We start from the raw sequence: 19,270 nt of genomic DNA on the forward strand, positions 1-19,270 counted from the left end.
GCTATAAAATGGTAGAATATATGTAAAGAATTTTGTGGGGTGAGGAAGATGAGTATTACTGATGAAGAGAAAAAGAAAATACGTGAAAATTGGCGGTTAAAGAGTGAAAAAGAGAAAGAAATGCTAGAAATACGAAAAAAGGATGCATTAGATAAAGCGCATAAGATTGCTAAATTTTTAAAAGAAAAATATAATGTGAGTAAAGTTGTCTTGTATGGATCACTGGCAAGGGGATTTGATTTTTGGGAATTTTCGGATATTGATATTTTTGTAGATGATTGGGATGATGATAAGTTTAACTACTGGACAATGTTTGTTGAGATAGAGAGGATTGCAAGGCCTTATAAAGTGAGTATAGTTACACAACGGGATGTTACGGGGGCTTTGTTAAAGGAAATAGAGAAAGAGGGGAGGGAAATAGGGTAGTGGATGTGGGTAAGGTAAATAATACTAATTGTGTTAAAATAATAATTTTGGTGGGGTGATAGTATGAAAGTTAAGTTTACTGTAGTTATTCAAAAAGAAGAAAATTGGTATGTAGCAAAGTGTATTGAAAACAGTGTGGCATCTCAGGGGAAAACTATAGAGGAGGCCTTAGATAATCTAAAAGAAGCATTAGAGTTGTATTATGAAAATGGAGAGCTTGACCTGGAAGAGAAGCCGCTATTTATAACAACAGTGGAGGTAGCAATATAATGGGATCGAAATATCCAGTTAGTTATTGTACCGTTCCATTATGAGATAGCCAAAGGAACGTTAAAAAGTATTCTCGAACAGGCAGGAATATCATTAGAGGAATTTAAAAAACATTTATGATGGTTTATTATTGGAAAGGAGTGAGATTTATGCCAATTGTAAATTTAATTACAAAAGAAAAGATTGTGCCAGAAAATAAGGAAGTTTTAAAGAAAGAATTTGCCGATGTGATGTATGAAGTTGCAGGGAAAAGTGAAAATTGGCTTATGGTAAGATTTACTGAAGAAGAGGATATATTTTTCCATGGACAACCTCTTGAAGAGGGTGGCATTGTAGAGATAAAGCTTGTTGGCAAACTTCAAAGGGGACAAAAGGAAGAAATATCAAAAAGGATTTGTGATGTTCTAAATAAGGTTTTGGGTTATAGAAAAGACAACATTTATATAGTTATCCAAGAGGTAGAAGGACAGAATTGGGGTTATAATGGAGTTACTTTTTAAGAATGGAATCTTAAAAGTGAAAATGATGTGAAGATTTTTTGAATCCTTATTATTTCCATAAATTTGGGAAGTGATAAGGATTTTTGTTTTAAAGAGTCAAAAAATAAATTGAAATGATGGAGTATTAAGTTTACAATATATATGAAATATAGATGCAAGGTGAAGTGTTATGGAAGATAAACTTGATTTGAATGTGATAAAACCGATTGAAGAGGTAAAGTATTTGTCTGCGGAAAATGCTTCGCGATATCGCCTCATCATGAGGTATTTTTATGAGCAGTACCAGAAATTTAAATATTGGCTGTACAAAGAGGATGTATATGAGTATGTAAGTCAATTTGATGTGTTTTCCGACTATACAATGGAAAAATGTGAGCAGGATTTAAAAGCACTTACTGAATGGAAAAACCTTATTGCGACACAAGATACCAGTAAAGCTTCTACGATTGACGAATTTAAAAACAAAAAATTCAGGTATCAATTAAGTCCATATTCTATTGAGATAGAGAGAATGACTATAAGGCTGGAAAGCATCGTCGGTTATGGTGGGTCACTACAGCCGTCTTTATTTGAAAGGATTTACCGCAATTTAATAAAGATAAATGAAATGGCGAAAAAAGAGGATTTACAGGAAATAAACAGATGGTGGGAAGACCTCAATACCGACTTTGAAAATATATATCACAATGCGACAGATTACATTGCAAGTCTTCAAAGCTCTAACGCTGATGAACTTATGAAGTCAGAGCAGTTTATAATTTACAAAGACAAACTTATAGAATATTTAAGAGATTTTATAAAAGACCTTCAGAGATTTTCTGTTGCCATAGAGAGCTTTTTGAAAAAGGTGAGTCCGGAGGTTGTCAATTCCGTTGTAGATAAGTTATGCCAATATGAAATGAGTATCCCAAGAATTGACATGGTTTTAAATGAAGAGGAAGTAAAAGAAGATTTGATGGATAAGTGGAATAACATATCTTTTTGGTTTACAGGTCATAATTTTGAAGACAGCGAGGCAGTAAGGCTTCTTAATATATCAAACGAAATAATCAGAAAAATAACAATGTATGCGGCGAGAATAGCAGAAAACAGAATGAAAGCTGCCAGCAGAAAGAATGAATATATTGCTCTTTCTAAAATGTTTGCAAAAGCAGGTAGTATTAAAGAAGCACACCTTTTGTCTGCGGCGGTTTTCGGTTGCTTTTACACAAGGCACATAAAGGGTGATTTTGAAAGAAAGACAGAAAGTGTAAACCAGAGTGTATGGGAAGAACCGCCCTTTAAAGTGATTATAAAGCCAAAAACAAGGAGCTACGGTAATTATGTTAAGACAAATGCGATTATTGATAGAAGTGCTGACAAGACGGAGATGCTGATGGAGTATCTCAATCAGAAAAATATAGAAGATGAAATAATAGCAAGTTGCATTGTTGGCAATAGAATAAGGATAAAGGATTTACCTGTTGTAAAACCTTTTGTGAGGGCAACGATACTTAAATGGATAGGAAAAGCGATGGCAAGAAATGGCTTTACAGGAAAAACAGAAGATGGAAGAACATACAGGCTTCATATACCAAAGAATGGAGAGAGAGCAATACTAAAATGCACGGATGGTAATCTTGATATGCCTGATATTGTAATTGAATTTGTGGATTGAAGGTGAAAATATGGAAGAACTTCAGATGCTTCTTGAAAATTTTTGGATATTGAGAGATGATAGGGAAAATTTCAACAAAATAAGAGATGCTGAGAATAAAATAAAACCTTTTGTTGAAGAGAAGTTAGGATATAGATTGATTATAAACCCATATATTATTAAGTTAGAAAAAGTGCCGTCAGATGTTGAAGAGTGGATGGGGATAGATGCATTTCAAATGCCTATGGATTATGCATTTTTGTGTTTGCTCTTAGCTTTTTTGGAGGATAAAGGACCTGAAGACCAGTTTGTGCTGTCTAATATAACGGAATACATAGAGGCGCAGTATGATGGACCTGATAAAGTAGATTGGACGCTTTTTCAGCACAGAAAGTCACTTGTGCGGGTGCTCAATTTTGCTGTAGATATTGGCATAATTAAAATAGATGATGGTGACCACGAGAGGTTTTCAGAAAGTGAAGATACGGAGGTTCTTTACGAAAACACAGGTATTTCAAGGTATTTTTTGAGGTCTTTTAACAGAGAAATTACTGAAGACATGAAGATTGAGGATTTTTTGCAGGAGGATTTAAATCTTTCAAACTCCAAAGATGCGGTTATACAGAGAAGACACAGGGTGTACCGAAAACTTATTCTTTCACCTGCTGTGTATAGTGAAGGACCTGATGACCAAGACTTTATGTATATAAAAAATTACAGAAACACCATAGCGAAAGATTTAGAGGAGTATCTTGATGCAAAACTTCACCTCCACAAAACTTCTGCTTTTGTCCTCTTTAATGACAACAAATATTTAAAGTCCTATTTTCCCGACAAAAACAAAAACATATCTGATATAATGCTGCAGGTAAGTAAAATTATAAGGGAAATGATTGAAGAGGGAAAACTCGCCTATAATCCTGATGATACTATAGATATAACTGAAGCAGAATTTATAAATATTATTTTGAAAGTAAAAGAAAGATTTAGTGATGGTTGGTATAAGTCTTACAGAGAGATGAGTGAAAAGCAGCTTATAGAAGAGGTCATTGAAAACATGGAAAGCTTTAAGATGATAAAAAGAGTTGAGGAATTGCATTCTATTAAAATATTGCCTATGGCGGCAAAGTTAATTGGGGAATATCCTCCAGATTTTGAAAAAGGAGAAGATGTAGATGAGTGAAAAATTAGCCGAAAGATGGATGATTAACAGGATTGGGCTTCTTAATTTTTGGTATTATGATGATGAAATATTTGAGTTTGCAGACGGAAGGCTTCTTTTAAGAGGTGCTAATGGTTCTGGAAAGTCAGTGACAATGCAGAGTTTCATACCTTTAGTATTAGATGGCAACAAAAGTCCTGAAAGACTTGATCCCTTTGGCTCAAAGGCGAGGAAGCTTGAGGACTATCTTCTTGGGGAAGAAGAGGTAAGTGGGCTTGATGAAAGAACTGGCTATCTTTTCATGGAATTTAAAAAAGAAAAAAAAGACAGTTACATTACAATAGGCATTGGACTAAAGGCGAAAAGGCATCAAAATATGGACTTTTGGGGCTTTGTAATACTTGACGGCAGGCGTATAGGTATCGACTTCTTTTTATACAAAATGGAAATAGGCGATGACGGCAAAAGAGTAAAAGTCCCACTTACCAAAAAAGAACTTAAAAATAGAATAGGTGAAGGCGGAGAAGTAGTTGAAAGCCAAAAAGAGTACATGGAAATGGTCAATAAATACATTTTTGGCTTTAGTTCTATCGAGGAATACGACGAGCTCATAAAACTGCTGATACAGCTTAGAAGTCCAAAGCTTTCCAAAGACTTCAGGCCTACTGTGATATATGAAATTATGAAGGCTTCACTGCCTTCACTCACAGATGATGATTTGAGGCCTCTCTCAGAAACCATAGAAAACATGGACCAGATTAAGATGCACCTTGATGTTCTTTACAGGAATATGGCTGCAGTAAAAAAGCTTAAAAACGAGTACGACAACTACAACAAATACATTCTTTATGAAAAGGCTGGGGATTTAGTAAAGGCATACAGCGATTTATACGCATCAAAAAAAGAATACGATAATTTAACTAAAGATATTGAAAATTACAGAAGTACAATAGCAAACTTAGGAAATGACATCATTTCTCTTGAAAGTGAAAGAGAAGCTTTAAAGAAAAAGGAAGAACAGCTTTCAAGTGGTGATGCTAAAAGAACCCAAAAAGAATTATTAGAAGAAGAGGATCGATATAAGCAGTATTTGGAGGATAAGTCTAAAAAAGAAGAAGAACTCCGTAATAAACAAGATAAATATTATGGTTTAGAAAGAAAGATAAAAAACATTGAGGTACAAAAATACAAACTGGAGAAAGAACTACAGGATAAATTAGAGGATATATCTTCAATTGCACAGGATATAGATTTCATGGAACATGAGTTTTCTGTAAGTGAACTTAAAAAAGTGTATGGAAAAGAATTTGATTTTACTTATTGGAAAAATGAATTAAAAAAGCATAAAGATAAAATAAAGCGTGCAATGAGTGCATTGAGAGAAGAAATAGAAGCAAATAAAAGGTATGATGCCGCACTTAAAGAGCAGGAAAGGCTTAAAAAAGAAAGAGAAGAAAGGGCTAAAAAGCTTAATGAGGCAGAAAGGCTTTTTGACGAACAAAAAAGAGAATATGTTGAAAGAGTTTATAGTTGGTCACAGGGCAATGCAGAGCTTAAGCTTTTAAGTAGCCAATTGGAAGGCTTAAGCCGTGTCATACTGGCGTATGGAGAGGATAAAGGATTTGACGATATTTTGGCTTTTGTGAGAAAACCCTATGAGGAAATACTAAATGGAATTCAGCAAGAAATTTTAAGATTAGAAAATCAAAGAGAGGTAAAAGAAGATCAGCTTCATGAGAAAGAAAAGTTATTGGAGGAATGGAAAAACAAAAAAGACCCTGAGCCTGAAAGAGATGAACAAGTCATAAACAACAGAAAAAGGCTTAAAGAAGCTGGAATTCCTTACATTCCTCTTTACATGGCGATTGATTTTAAAGAGGATGTGGATGAAGAGACAAGAGGCAATATAGAAGCTGCGATAGAAGACATGGGGCTTTTGGATGCTCTTATCGTGCCAAAAGAATATTTTGAAAAAGCTCTTCAAATGGACAGCAATATGGCGGATAAATATGTTATGCCTGGAAGCTTTAATATGATGCTAAATGTATCTCAATATTTTAGAGTAGTTGACAATGAAGAAGGAGTTTCACCAGAAGATATTTCAAATGCTTTAAGCAATATATTTGTATCAGAAGAAGGCGGGACAACCTATATCGATTCAAATGGCGCATATGGAATAGGAGTAATAAAAGGGAAAGCACGGGATAAAGTTAAATCAAAGTACATCGGGAGTGAGTCTAGAAAGCGCTACAGAGAAGAGCTTATTAAATCTATACAAGAAGAAATACAGGCTATAAAAGCTGAAATATCTGCAATCGATGAGGAAATAAATGCAAAAAAATTAAGGATACAGAGGCTGGATTACGAATATTCGGCATTTCCCGGGAAAGAAGATATTGAAGAAGCATATAGATATTTAAAAACGGCAAAGGCTGATTACGAATACACCTCTCATAAACTCGATGAACAGCTTTTCACAGTTAAAAACTGTTTTGAGGACCTTCAGAAAAAGAAAGCTGTTGTAAGAGAATTGACATCTGGCATAAACATACATCCAGATATTGATACCTATTCTTCTGCCTATGAATATGCGGAAGAATACGCTTCAGGGCTTAATGAAGTAGAAATACTATACAATAAATATGTTTTGCAAATTTCAAACGAAGAAATGTTATTGCAGCAAAAACAAGATTTAGAATACGATATTGATAACTTAAAGTACGAAATAGACGTACTGGAAAACAAAATACAGAGTTCTGTTAAGAAAATTGAGATGCTAAAAGAGACATTAAAAGAACTTGGACTTGAAGAAATTGAAAAAGAACTGGAGATTTGCCTAAAAAGGCTGGAGGAGATACCTAAAGAGATTACAAATAAATCAGCCGAAAAAGCAAAACTTGAGGAGAGGCTACAGAGAAGCTTAAAAGACCTTTTAAACATTGAAGAAGAGATTAATCTTAAAGAGAAAATTTACAATATTGTTGAAGAGGGTTTAAAAAAGGAATTAGCACTTGGCTTTGTCAAGCAAGACGTTGAAATGGAGGATATGTTAAAATTAAGCAAAAGCATTCTTTCTGAATACAAAGGCTTTTTTGACAAAGCGGGCTTTGACAGAGAAAAGTTTACAGAGAGACTTCAAAATGTGTATTTTGAAACTCGCAACGAACTTCTAGAATATGGGCTTTCAATTGGCAATATCTTTGACGAAGCTTGTGAGGGAGACAATGAAAGAATAAAAGAGGCAAAGAATAAGCAGAGAAGGCTCAATATTACGGCAAATATAAATGGTAAAATTGTGTCTTTATATACGCTTTATTCTAATATTGAAGAAGATATAATGGCGAATGAAAGCCTTTTAAGAGAGACTGATAAGATTCTTTTTGAAGAGATTATAATGCACAATGTGGGAATTAAGATAAGAGCAAAGATTTTTAAAGCAGAAGAATGGGTAAAGAAAATGAATAAACTCATGTCTGAAAGGGATACTTCCAGCGGACTTAAATTCTCTATTGAGTGGAGAAGCATTCCTGCTTCTAATGAAGAAGAACTTGACACAAAAGAGCTTGTGGATATTTTAAAATCTGATGCTGATATGCTGAAAAAGGAAGTCTTCGATAAAGTTGTAAATCATTTTAGGTCAAAAGTAGAAAGAGCCAGGAGGGCAATGGAGGAAAAAAACAATACAGAAACTTTTCACAAGATTATGAAAGAAATATTAGATTACAGAGATTGGTTTGAATTTAAGCTTTACTACAGAAAAGAAGGGGAAAGCCGCAAGGAGCTTACTGATAATGCTTTTAATAAGTTGAGCGGCGGAGAAAAAGCGATGGCCATGTATATACCTTTGTTTTCCGCGGTTTATTCAAGATATGAGGGAGCATCGCCGACTGCACCTCGCATAATATCTCTAGATGAAGCATTTGCAGGAGTTGATGACACAAACATAAGGGATATGTTTAAACTGATTGAAGATCTGAGGTTTAATTATATAATGAATTCGCAGGTTTTGTGGGGAGATTATGATACTGTTCCCAAGCTTTCAATTTATGAACTTGTAAGGCCAAAAAATGCAAAGGCTGTATTGGTCATGAAGTATTTGTGGGATGGAAAAGTAAAGCACCTTATACTTCCTGAAAAAGAGGAGGTTGCTGCTCTTGAGGTGGGTGCTATAAATGAATAAAGAAGAACTTAAATATTTTAAAGAAAAAAAGGGATACAAGAGGATTTTTGAAGGTATACGGGAAAAGTACAGAAGTTTAGGACGGCTTGGAGGCGTTGTAAAGCTTGATAATCTTACGGAAGATGAAAAAGAAGTACTTACAAACCATTTTAAAAAAGACTATAGGACAAAAAAATCTGCATCCATTGATGTAGCAAAGTTTGAAGAGTCGCTAAAAAATACGCGATTTGAGGAGTATACGCTAAAAGACATACTGGAATACTATTTTGGCGAAAAACTCACCAGCAAAAAAGAGGATATGGAAATATTGGCAAAAGAAAGAGAAGAGTTCTTTAAAGAGCTCTTCTCTAAATACAAGGAATGTAAGTGCATTGATTGGCTAAAAAGTTTGTATGAAGGAACCGCTGTAGGGGTAAGGGCAGTAAATCAGAGGTATTTAAATGATAAGGACGGATTAAAAAAAGATATAATGTACGTATGCGATGCCATAAACAATTTGCCTGTTTACAAAGGGGAAAAGAAAAGACTGCCGGTGTTTTCTTCCCAGATTGCACGTAATCCTCACTATTTTGATTCAAATACAGAAGCGGGAAGTATGTTTATAAACGCTTTATGCACTTTAATGGGGCTTAATGAAGTGAAAGGAAGTGAAGAAATATCAGAACTTTATTACAACGTTGGTATTTTGATAGATGAAATATCCAATTATGTCACACTCTCAGGACTTTTGGCATATGAGGGCGATACGGAAAATCAAGTATTTAAGGCTGCTTATGAAAGCAATCAAGTCTTGCAAGTTCCTCTTTTAAATTTGAGCAAAATTGAGAGAATCGTAAGCCCTTCTAAGAAAGTGTATGTTGTAGAGAATCCTTCAGTTTTTACATCTTTAATAGATGCCACAAGCAAAGTATTTCCTGTTGTATGCACATATGGCCAGCCAAAACTTTCTTCTCTCCTGCTTTTAGATATGCTTTATAAAGAAGGGACAGAGATATATTACTCGGGAGATTTTGACCCAGAGGGGCTTATGATAGCAGATAGATTATACAAAAGGTATAAAGACAAGTTTCATTTTTTAAGGTACGATGTAGAAGATTATTTAAAATCTCTTTCAAATGAGGTCATAAATGATGTAAGGCTTAGTAAGCTAAATAAAATTGAATCACCTTTACTTTTTGATGTGGCAAATGAGATGAAAATAATAAAAAAAGCAGGGTATCAAGAGCTTATAATAGATGATATTATAAATGATATAAAATTGATTGAAGAAGGTAAGGGGGGTGGTAAAATTAAGGTAATAAGTATGCCTTCTTAAAGAGGTGTCTGTAGTGGTTCAGAGTTGCGGTACTTTTAGGGAATGGATATGATCCTATGGACAAACTTGCTTTAATTGGCGATTTGGTTTCAATATTTAAAAGAAATGATATAGATTTGGTAGTATTAAATTCTGCAAATCCAGTGCTTAAGCATCAAGTAATAAAGCACGGCAAACTTATTTTTGAAGAAAATGAAGATGTAAAGGTGGAATTTGAGGTTAAAACTCTAAGAGAATATATGGACATGGAATATTTTAGAAAAGTGCAGATGGATGTTATTAAAGAATGGGTAAAAAGTGTTGTATGTGATAATAGAATTTAAGGTACAAACGGGAGATATTTATGAGGTCATTTCTAGTTAGAAGTGTAAGAAAGAAGGGGATAGAGGTGTATAAGGCAAGATTAAAATGTGAAGTAATAACGCCTGTGTTTATGGCGGGGGCAGATGGAAGGACACCAGAATTAAGGCCTTCTGAGTTTAAAGGGATGATGCGCTTTTGGTGGAGAGCGGTAAAAGCAGAGGATGATATTGCTAAACTTAAAAAAGAAGAAAATGGAATTTTTGGTGGGACAGGAGAAGGAGAGGGAAAGAGCAAGGTAACAGTAAAAGTTTTCTGTGACAAAATTTTTTGGGAAAAGGCTTTACGAGTGAAAGAAGCAGGTATAAAATATCTTTTATATTCTACTATATTGCCAAATAGGGAGAGAGGATACATAAAAGAAGGCTCTACTTTTTATATTGAGATTAGTACCTTTGAAGAAAAGTATTTAAATCATGCTTTGGCTTCACTATGGTTTGCCATATATTTCGGAGGTTTTGGAATACGAAATAGAAGAGGAGGAGGCAATATCATAGTAACAGAGGTGGACGAGCACGTTTCTATTGATTTTATTCCTAAAGGGAAAAATTCTGATGAAGTGGCAGAATGGTTGGTAAAAAATTTTGAGATAGCGAAAAAGATTATCAATGGTTCAGACAAGACCTATTTTGCTTCAAAGTATAGCAATCTAAGTATCTCGCGGCTTATAATAAGTAACATTGGCTTTACTTCATGGAAAGATGCACTTAATGATATTGGGACTATATTTAAAAATTTCAGGGTAAGGACTGAGGGACAAGTATTTGAAAGCGCTGTTTTTGGTCTTCCTGTAAGGCATCGCAGTGGTGGAACAGTTATTGGTGTAAAAATTGAGAAGAAGTCAAAAGAAAAATTCCAAAGAAGAACTTCTCCCATTATAATAAAGCTTATTAAGGTGGAAGGAAAGTATTATTGGAGTGTAATAAGGCTTGCTGGTCAGTTTTTACCAGAGGGTGCTGTGTTAAAATTTAATGATAAAACTCAAAAACCAGAGTATGCTCTTATTGAGGAGTTTTGGGCTCAATTGAAGGAGAGAGGGGAAGAAAAAATATTATCTATTCCCGATTCTATGAAAGAGATAGTAGACAAGATAAAGGAAAACATTGATCCCGAAAAGATATATTTGTATGGATCAAGAGCAAGAGGAGATTTTAATAAGAAGTCTGATATTGATATAGCAGTTGAGTCAGACAAAAGTGTGGAGGCCATGGATATGATTGGACCTTTTGACATTGTCAATCTGAAAAAAGTCAATAAAGAATTTAGAGAAAAGATATATAGAGAAGGAGTTTTACTTTATGAGAGAAAGGGTTGAGAAATTTTTTAACGATTTTGCAAAAGCTTTTGAAAATCTTAAAAAAGCGACGGAAGTAGCAAAGGATGACTTGGATATAGATGGAACTATTAAAAGATTTGAGCTTTGCTATGAGTTGGCTTGGAAGTTGATGAAAGAGTATCTTGCAGATTTAGGAATAATCGTAAAAGGCCCTCGTGAGGCCTTTAAACAGGCTTTTATTAACGATCTTATTGAAAATGAGGAAGTTTGGCTAAAAATGATTGAGGATAGAAATTTACTTGTTCACATTTATACTCATGAGCAGTCAAGGGATATTTTTCAGCGAATAAAAGATGAACACGTCGCTGAATTGGGGGAATTTTACAAATCGATACAACAAAAAATTGAAAATGATGAATTCTAAAGGTGATTTTTGTAGAATAAAATGGCATAATTATGAATATAATAGCAAAATTGTTTTGTTCTTGCAAAAGGAGAGAGGGAGATGGAAAGCGAAGGGATATTGTCAAATAGTGAAATCGAAAAGAAAATAAAAGAAAAAAGTAGAAATTTGGGAAACGAAACCAGCAAAAGAAGCAGAAGATTATTATTACCAGGAAATATTTCCTTTGGTAGTAAAAAAGTTTCATTTAGAAACTGATGTTTCCTTTAAAGAAAAATATGAAAATTTGATTTTGTCATTAGGATTTTCTTTTGAACCTCTCGTGCTTACAATTTCTTTTATTAAGCCCAAGCAAGTCTTGTTTTTATACACAAAAGACTCAAGAGAGAATCTTGACAAAGTAATCCAATGGGCGGGATTGCTTCCTTCCCAATACGTTGCCGAAGAGATTGAAAAAGACAATCCGGTAGATATCTACCGAGTTTTAAAGAAAATTTATGTAGAAAAATGGAATAAACCCGATAAAACTGCCATTGATTTTACAGGTGGTACTAAAGCTATGTCTGCGGGGATGGCAATGGCAGGAGCCTATTTGAAAATCGATTTGATTTATGTTGCTAGTGAATACAATAATAAAATGCGAAAGCCATGGCCAGGTACAGAAAAGTTAAAGGTCGTAGAAGACCCTTATGAAGTTTTTGGGGACTTGGAAAAGGACAAAGCTATAGCACTTTTTAATAAAGGCGATTTTGCTTCAGCGTATAAAATTTTTTCTGAGTTAGAAGAAAGGGTTGCTTATAGAGATTATACTTTCTACAAAATGTTATCACAAATCTATTCTTGTTGGGATAACCTTTCTTTTAATGAAGCCATTGAGGGATTTGAAAAACTCTTTAAAATTTTAAAAAGTTGGAAACCAATTGATAAAGATATAATTGGCTATAAATATGAAGAAATATTGTACAAGCAGCATGAACTCATTAAACCACTAAAGGAGATTGACTTAAAAGATAAAAATAAGGAATGGGAGTACGTTACAAATAAGCATGTATATATACCTCTTCTTTTTTCAATTTATACTAATGCTTTAAGGCGAAGTTATGAAGGAAAATATGATGTGGCAATTCTACTATTGTATCGCATTTTAGAGCTAATCGCACAGGTCAGACTTGCAAGTTATGGTTTTTCTGTTTCTCTTCCAGATTATTCAAAATTGCCCGTTGGTGGAAATGAATTATTAGAAAAAATGAATGAAAATATTAAACCTTTTAGAAATTTTAGAGAATATGTGGAACTGCCTCGTAATAATATAGCCTTATTTGATGCCTATGTTTTAATGAAATCTATTGAAGATGAGTTAATGAAAAATATAAACCTTGGGCTTATATATAGTAAAGTTCAGGTGAGAAATAAATCTATATTTGCACATGGTTTTGGAATTTTATCGGACAAGAACTTTAATGATTTTCATGAAACAGTAAAAAAGATTCTTATTCGTTTTTGTGAAATAGAGAGAATAGAATTTGAAAAGGTATGTAAGGACTACAAATTTGTTCTATTAGAATGAATCAAATTTAAAGGAAAGGGTGGTTATATATGTTTAAAAAAGCTAAGCCATTTTTTATTTACACTGAAACTCCTACCCATGTGGGAAGTGGTTCGGAGTTAGGATATGTTGACCTTCCAATTCAAAGAGAGAAACATTCTGGATTCCCTAAAATTGAATCCTCAGGGTTAAAAGGGGCTTTGAGAAGCGCTTTTAAAGGGGATGAATCTTTAAGAGAAAATGTTGAGCATATATTTGGGCCAGAAGATGGTGACCTTTATGCAGGAGCTATAGGCTTTTTAGATGCTAGAATTTTGTTGTTTCCTATAAAGTCGGCAAGAGGAATTTTTGGTTGGATTACTTGCCCCTATGTTCTTTCAAGGTTTAAAGAGGAAATAAGTTTGTGCGATAGAAATGAGCTAAAGGAATTAGAAGGTATTGAGACTATAGAGCCTAATTCTATAGTTGAAGGTTCTAATCTTAAGCTCCAAAATAAGGGAAATAACAATGTAGTTATATTAGAAGAATATTCTTTTACAGTAAAATCAAATAATAAATTGCAACAATTTTCTGAATGGCTAGCAGATACTCTTTTTCCCAAAAGTCAAAATGGACAAAATGATTTCTACAGTGTTTTTAGAGAAAAGATGAAAAAAGATATAATAGTAATTTCAGATGATGATTTTAGAGATTTTACAGAGATGTCTACAGAAGTTATAACTAGAACAAGAATTAATCCAGGCAAAGGCACTGTTGAAAATGGAGCTCTTTTTAATGAAGAATATGTTCCGGAAAATACACTATTTTATTCGTTGGCATTGGCTTCTATGCTATTTATAGATGAGGCCGAAAAAGAAAAAATAAAAAAAGAAGAGAAATCAAAACCAGATGAGGATTTTATACTGGATTATTTCCTTAATGGAATAAGGAAACATGAAATTATTCAAATTGGCGGTAATGCTACTATAGGAAAAGGTATTGTCAGAATTGGTGCCTTAGATAGGAGTGATATTAAATGACCGACAAGGATTCTATAAAGACAACAGTAAATGAGAGGGCAAAGTTTGCCTATGAATGTGTTAAAAAAGTAGCTACTTATGAAAAAGAAGAGTTTAAAAATAATTATAAATCCTATGCAAAAAAATTAATGGCAATAATAAAAACAAATGGTCTTGGTGCTACTTTGGCATTTATGAAAGCAAAAGGTAGTAGTGTATACCAAGAACTATATAACAATATAGATAGTTGGCTTAAGTCTGAAAATTGTCCAGTCAGTAGTTTATATAGTAATTCAACAGCAGATATGGTAGAAAAAATTATATCACTTGAAAGTGATGCCTATCGAGCTATTACAAAAGAAGTCATGGAATTTATAAATTGGATAAGAAAGTTTGCTGAAGGGATGATTCCCGATGATAAATAGTAATAGATTAAAAATACCTTTCGATACGAGCTATTACTTGAAAAATGCTATGGAAAAGGTTGAAAATTTTAACTTATTATTCAACAAATACATAGAATTTAATAAAAAGAGCGAAGTAGAGAAAAAGAGAATACCTGAAGCAAAAAAAGAATTTTTTGATAGCTGTATTCAATTTACAAGGAAGCAAAAATACATTATAGATAAATATAAATTGCAAGGGTATGAAGTAGCTACTTATGAGTTTAGACCTTATGATAAAATTGTTGTTGGGCTAGGGCAAGAGTCTGTCAGAGAGGTTTCTATGACTCTTCACTGGATATATGGAATTCCTTATATTCCGGGACAAGCTATAAAAGGGGTAATATCTAACTGGATTAAGTTCAGTGATGAGGAAAATAGTAATGATGATAATTTTAAGAAAATCTTTGGTACTGAGGGTGAAAAAGGAAAAGTAATTTTCATGGATTCATATCTTGTAAATGATGATTTTTATTTAAAACAGGATATAATGAATCCTCATTATTTCGAATATTATTCGCAAAGCAAAAATCCTTCAGCTCCTTCTGATTGGCAAAATCCCAAACCTATTTTCTTTTTAATAGTTGAAAATGCCATTTTTCATATTTCCCTAATTTTTTTAGAAAAGGAAACGAAGGATTTAAAAATAGCAAACAAGACTATGGAAGAATGGATGATAGAGGCATTTAGATATGGGGGAATTGGAGCAAAGACATCACTGGGTTACGGCACAGGAGAATTAACTTTAATTAGGGAAAACGAGAGAAATGCATAGAGTGGAGTTATGATCTTAATTGGAGATTAATTTGGACAATTTTAGAAGTAGAGCAAGAAGAGGAGCAGATAAAATAGTTTTTGGATAGAAATAGCAAAAGATAATGGTGGTGAGTGCTTTTTTAATTTTGGTAGGAGGGAATTACCAATGAGTAAGAAAGAAGAGTTATTTGAAAATAAATTGAAAGCATATTTTCATGATTCTCCAGATAAGCCATTTATTTTGTTAACAGGTGAAAACCATGAGAAAAGAGCTAAGGAAATATCTAAAAAAATAGATATTCCTTACCACAAAACTATTGCTTCAGATGTTTTAGCTTCATCTATGGAAAGATATTATATACCTAAAGATGCCAGTAAAAATAAAAATTTACAAGTTGTTTTTGAAGAACAACCTGAGTTTGTTCATCCTCTTGCAGCTAATCGATATAATAATTTTGTTATAGAAAAAGAAGTGTTTAAAAAGGCTGTAGATGAAGCAGTAGATGAGTTATCAAAACTAGACTTTAAAGATAGTTATAAAAAATTTGTGTATTTATGGCGTTATTTGAAAGAGCTTTTAAAAAAACATACGCCAAGTGAATATAGAAAATATTGGGATTTAGCTCCTGCTGATACTCGATTTCCTAATCACACAATATTTCAGCATTTAAAATTGGCATCTGCGGTGAATGCATATTTTTATAATGAATTGAATTTAAACAATATGACACTATTTATTTTTACAATAGGTCCTGTTCAAGAATATATCGTGCAGGCAAGGAAGACACAAGACTTGTATTGGGGAAGTTATATTTTGTCTTATTTAACGTGGGTGGCAATAGAAAAAGTTATAGAAGCTTATGGACCAGATTCTATAATATTCCCTGAACTTAAAGAACAGCCTTTGTGCGATTTTTGGATAGCAAAGCTATTTAATAACAGTGCAACTACGACTAAAGACCTTAAAACTCCTACTCTTCCCAACAGATTTTTTGCAATTTTACCAACAAAAAATGTAGAAGAAATTAGGTTACTAAATCTTAAAAAAACAGTAAAAGATGAATATATAAAAATCGGGGAATATGTTTTTAGTCATCTTGTAAAAAGCAATGATGAGCAAAAAAAATTGCTTTTACGCCAATTATCAAACTTTCCAGATGTGTATTGGGTGGCGTTGCCTTTAGAAAATGGGGATGTAAACAGGCCTGATTGGGAAATCCAATTGGATAAGATAAAGGATTATTTTAACAGTGATGAGGTGGAAGAGATAAAGGATTTATTGAGATATATTAAAGATAAAGGTGAATACGGGCCTAACATTGGTAATATTTATGGGTTACTTTATTCTTTTATGGAGAAAATGATGGGGACAAGAAAAGGCATAAGAAACTTCAATCAATATGAAGAAATAGGGCGAAAATGTTCTATATGCGGTGAGCACAATGTTATTATCTACAGGTGTACGAGAGAAGAAGATGAAAAGATAGAAAAAGGGAAAGAAAGTTATAAGATTAAACTTCTTAGAGAACAAAATGCAATAATCAAAAAAAGTGATGATAAAAGTATTACTTATAAGTATTTAGCACAAGGAGAAGGGTTGTGCAGCAGATGCCTGACAAAAAGGGCGGCAGAAATATATTTTAAAGATATGTTTGGGAAAAACAACATAGAAGAAAGTTTTCCCTCTACTGCAGAGATAGCATTACTAGATATAATTAACAATTCAGATAATGACCTAAAAACAAATATAAAAAGATACAAAGAAGTATTCAAAAAGTGGTGCGGTGATAACTTTGATTATGAATTGTTGTATGAGGAAAATCTCAATGAAAATTATTTTAAAACTTATGATTTTAAATCAAAAAGATTAGGCGAACTTAAAGAATTATTAAAGAGTATTGATAAAAGAATTAAAGACATAAGACTGAATAAAAAGAAATATTATGCCGTTATAAAGCTTGATGGCGATAACATGGGGAAATGGTTAGCAGGAGAATTGGCACCCTATATGTTAGAAATGTACCACAGTAAATTGCAGGGTTTTTTACCAGAAGATTTTAAAGAAAAAATCAAGGATAAAAAGCGACTAATGACACCAGCTGTTCACTCTTTAATTAGTGAGGCACTTAAGAACTATTCTTTGAAATATGTAAAAGAAATAGTGGAAGAGACAAGAGCAGGAAAAGTAATATATTCTGGCGGAGATGATGTATTTGCAATAGTAAATCTTAATTATTTATTAGATGTTATGGTAAAACTTAGGGCGGCTTTCAGTGGGCACTTAATTGTTAATAATAAGATAATTCCAGATTTTACAATAGATGCCGGATTTGTGGAACGAAAAGAGGAAATTGATGTGATGATGGGAAACAAAGCCACGGCGTCAATGGGGGTAGTTATAGCTCATTATAAAGAAGATTTAAAAAATGTTATAGCTTCTGTAGATGAGGTAGAGGAAGAATATGCAAAAAAAGTAGAAGGAAAGGATGCCTTTGCAATAAAACTTATTTTGCATTCTGGTGAGAATTACATTGCCAGAGCCAAGTGGAATTATGATGATGCAAGAAATAAAGAAGGAACAATAGGTTTATTAAAAGATATAAATTCCTTTTTTAAAGAAGACAAATTAAGTATTTCTTTTGTTGGAAAATTAAAAGCAGCTTTGGAAAGGCTAGATGTAGATTCTCTTCCACAAGGCATTTTTATTAGTGAGCTCAAAAGAAATATTAAACGTTCATTGAATGAGAACTTAAGTAAAGATGAAAAAGAAAAAGTTGAAAGAGATTTATACATTTTACTATATTCTCTGTATAAAGAGGTAAAATACGACAATTTTATTAGCCTCTTAACGATATTAGCTTTTTTGAATCGAGGAGGTGAGAAATAAATTATGCTTTTTGAAGTATCCCCTTTGGATAATGTATATTTTGGCAAAGGACATCCTTTTAGTGCCGGATTTGAAGGTATCGGTAGTGGCATATTTCCTCCAGCACCTTCAGTTTTTTATGGCGCTTTTGCTACTTATTACCTTTCGTTGAATGGTATAAATCCACAAAATTTAGAGTTTGTTCAAAAAAATTTAAAAATAAAAGGAATATATTATAAAAATGGCGAAGCGTGGTATACATTAGTACCAATGGATTTAGTAAAAAATAAGGAAGATAAAGAGGAGAATAAACTTGAATTTCTTAGGGTAGGTAAACCTCTTGTTGAAACTGATTTAGGCGATGGACAAATAAATTTGTTATATTCGCCGAATAAAGTGGAAAATGTCAAAGGGCTAATTGATGATTTAGCTATGAGTAATTATTTAAAAGGAATAAAAGAAAACATATTTTTTAAACCTTTCAATGATTTTGTTACAAAGGAAAATAAAATAGGAATAAAAATAGATTATGATAAACGTTCCAGTAAAAAGGGATATTTATATAAGACAGATTATATAAAAATGGCGAAAGATATAAAGAATTCATTGGAGTTTGTTGTGGATGTGGAATGCAAGGATTTCTCTTTTCCTGATACAGGACTGGTGAAATTAGGGGGGGAAGGTAAAGCTGCGAAGGTAAGCCGGGTAAATGATATACCAAAGTTTTTAGAAGAAAAGTTTACTGAGGAGGTAAAAGAAATTATTACAAAAACAGGAAAATTTAAGTTGATATTAGTAACTCCTTCTATATTTCAAAATGGATGGAAACCAGACTTTTCTAAGTTGAATATAAAGGTAAAGCTTATTGCTGCTGCTATAGGTAAACCAATTAGTATTGGTGGATGGGATATGAAAAATAAAAGACCTAAAGTCATGTCAAAAGCAGTTCCTGCTGGCAGTGTATATTATTATGAGATATTAGAGGGGCCAATCGATAGCCTAATAGAAAAAATATATGAATGTGGAATTTCTGATGCCAGAGCTAATGAAGGATTTGGAAGATGTTTGATGGGGGAATATGATTGGTTAAATTAATTACTACTGTTGCTATATCACTTTTTAACAACTATAGC

Annotated in this window: 17 protein-coding genes and 1 pseudogene; all 18 read left to right on the forward strand. The window is 33.0% G+C overall.

Annotated features, from left to right (window positions below; genetic code table 11):
* The first annotated feature begins 48 nt into the window (after window positions 1-48).
* Window positions 49-426, forward strand: a complete 378-nt coding sequence (locus TMATH_RS03690) for a nucleotidyltransferase family protein (protein ID WP_012994785.1) — start codon at window positions 49-51, stop codon at window positions 424-426.
* A 63-nt stretch (window positions 427-489) separates the two neighbouring features.
* A complete protein-coding gene (locus TMATH_RS03695) occupies window positions 490-696 on the forward strand; it encodes a type II toxin-antitoxin system HicB family antitoxin (RefSeq protein WP_006570141.1) in 207 nt (68 codons plus the stop codon).
* A 24-nt stretch (window positions 697-720) separates the two neighbouring features.
* Entirely contained in the window at window positions 721-816 is a 96-nt protein-coding gene (locus TMATH_RS11570) for a type II toxin-antitoxin system HicA family toxin (RefSeq protein WP_256201285.1), read from the forward strand.
* Between the two features lie 29 nt (window positions 817-845).
* Window positions 846-1,196, forward strand: a complete 351-nt coding sequence (locus TMATH_RS03700; RefSeq protein ID WP_013150021.1) for a phenylpyruvate tautomerase MIF-related protein — start codon at window positions 846-848, stop codon at window positions 1,194-1,196.
* Window positions 1,197-1,365: 169 nt separating this feature from the next.
* Complete coding sequence (locus TMATH_RS03705) at window positions 1,366-2,853, forward strand: TIGR02677 family protein (protein ID WP_013150022.1); 1,488 nt, start codon at window positions 1,366-1,368, stop codon at window positions 2,851-2,853.
* A gap of 10 nt (window positions 2,854-2,863) precedes the next feature.
* Entirely contained in the window at window positions 2,864-4,015 is a 1,152-nt protein-coding gene (locus tag TMATH_RS03710; protein WP_013150023.1) for a TIGR02678 family protein, read from the forward strand.
* Window positions 4,008-8,174 (forward strand): TIGR02680 family protein, encoded by a 4,167-nt coding sequence (locus TMATH_RS03715; protein WP_013150024.1) that lies wholly within the window; start codon window positions 4,008-4,010, stop codon window positions 8,172-8,174. Before TMATH_RS03710 ends, TMATH_RS03715 begins: the two co-directional genes overlap by 8 nt.
* A complete protein-coding gene (locus tag TMATH_RS03720; RefSeq protein WP_013150025.1) occupies window positions 8,167-9,489 on the forward strand; it encodes a TIGR02679 family protein in 1,323 nt (440 codons plus the stop codon). The genes TMATH_RS03715 and TMATH_RS03720 overlap by 8 nt, the downstream gene beginning before the upstream one ends.
* Before the next feature lie 23 nt (window positions 9,490-9,512).
* A pseudogene (mntA, locus tag TMATH_RS03725) lies at window positions 9,513-9,812 on the forward strand (type VII toxin-antitoxin system MntA family adenylyltransferase antitoxin); the annotation flags it as partial.
* Window positions 9,813-9,832: 20 nt separating this feature from the next.
* On the forward strand, window positions 9,833-11,164 hold the full coding sequence (gene cmr1, locus TMATH_RS03730; protein ID WP_013150026.1) for a type III-B CRISPR module RAMP protein Cmr1: 1,332 nt from the start codon (window positions 9,833-9,835) through the stop codon (window positions 11,162-11,164).
* The gene (locus TMATH_RS03735) at window positions 11,148-11,549 is read left to right on the forward strand and encodes an HI0074 family nucleotidyltransferase substrate-binding subunit (protein WP_013150027.1); all 402 of its coding nucleotides are present in this window, start codon (window positions 11,148-11,150) and stop codon (window positions 11,547-11,549) included. Before cmr1 ends, TMATH_RS03735 begins: the two co-directional genes overlap by 17 nt.
* Before the next feature lie 81 nt (window positions 11,550-11,630).
* Window positions 11,631-11,786, forward strand: a complete 156-nt coding sequence (locus tag TMATH_RS12160) for a hypothetical protein (RefSeq protein ID WP_232192617.1) — start codon at window positions 11,631-11,633, stop codon at window positions 11,784-11,786.
* The gene (locus tag TMATH_RS03740) at window positions 11,755-13,095 is read left to right on the forward strand and encodes a TIGR02710 family CRISPR-associated CARF protein (RefSeq protein WP_232192618.1); all 1,341 of its coding nucleotides are present in this window, start codon (window positions 11,755-11,757) and stop codon (window positions 13,093-13,095) included. Before TMATH_RS12160 ends, TMATH_RS03740 begins: the two co-directional genes overlap by 32 nt.
* Window positions 13,096-13,124: 29 nt before the next feature.
* Window positions 13,125-14,093, forward strand: coding sequence for a type III-B CRISPR module RAMP protein Cmr4 (cmr4, locus tag TMATH_RS03745; protein WP_013150028.1), 969 nt, complete (start codon window positions 13,125-13,127; stop codon window positions 14,091-14,093).
* Entirely contained in the window at window positions 14,090-14,497 is a 408-nt protein-coding gene (gene cmr5 / locus TMATH_RS03750; RefSeq protein ID WP_013150029.1) for a type III-B CRISPR module-associated protein Cmr5, read from the forward strand. Before cmr4 ends, cmr5 begins: the two co-directional genes overlap by 4 nt.
* On the forward strand, window positions 14,487-15,290 hold the full coding sequence (gene cmr6, locus TMATH_RS03755; RefSeq protein ID WP_013150030.1) for a type III-B CRISPR module RAMP protein Cmr6: 804 nt from the start codon (window positions 14,487-14,489) through the stop codon (window positions 15,288-15,290). The genes cmr5 and cmr6 overlap by 11 nt, the downstream gene beginning before the upstream one ends.
* Before the next feature lie 147 nt (window positions 15,291-15,437).
* The gene (gene cas10, locus TMATH_RS03760; RefSeq protein ID WP_013150031.1) at window positions 15,438-18,158 is read left to right on the forward strand and encodes a type III-B CRISPR-associated protein Cas10/Cmr2; all 2,721 of its coding nucleotides are present in this window, start codon (window positions 15,438-15,440) and stop codon (window positions 18,156-18,158) included.
* A gap of 3 nt (window positions 18,159-18,161) precedes the next feature.
* Complete coding sequence (gene cmr3, locus TMATH_RS03765; RefSeq protein WP_012994798.1) at window positions 18,162-19,232, forward strand: type III-B CRISPR module-associated protein Cmr3; 1,071 nt, start codon at window positions 18,162-18,164, stop codon at window positions 19,230-19,232.
* Window positions 19,233-19,270: the final 38 nt, after the last annotated feature.

Origin of the sequence: Thermoanaerobacter mathranii subsp. mathranii str. A3 (assembly GCF_000092965.1) — a bacterium.
GTDB classification, from domain to species: domain Bacteria; phylum Bacillota; class Thermoanaerobacteria; order Thermoanaerobacterales; family Thermoanaerobacteraceae; genus Thermoanaerobacter; species Thermoanaerobacter thermocopriae.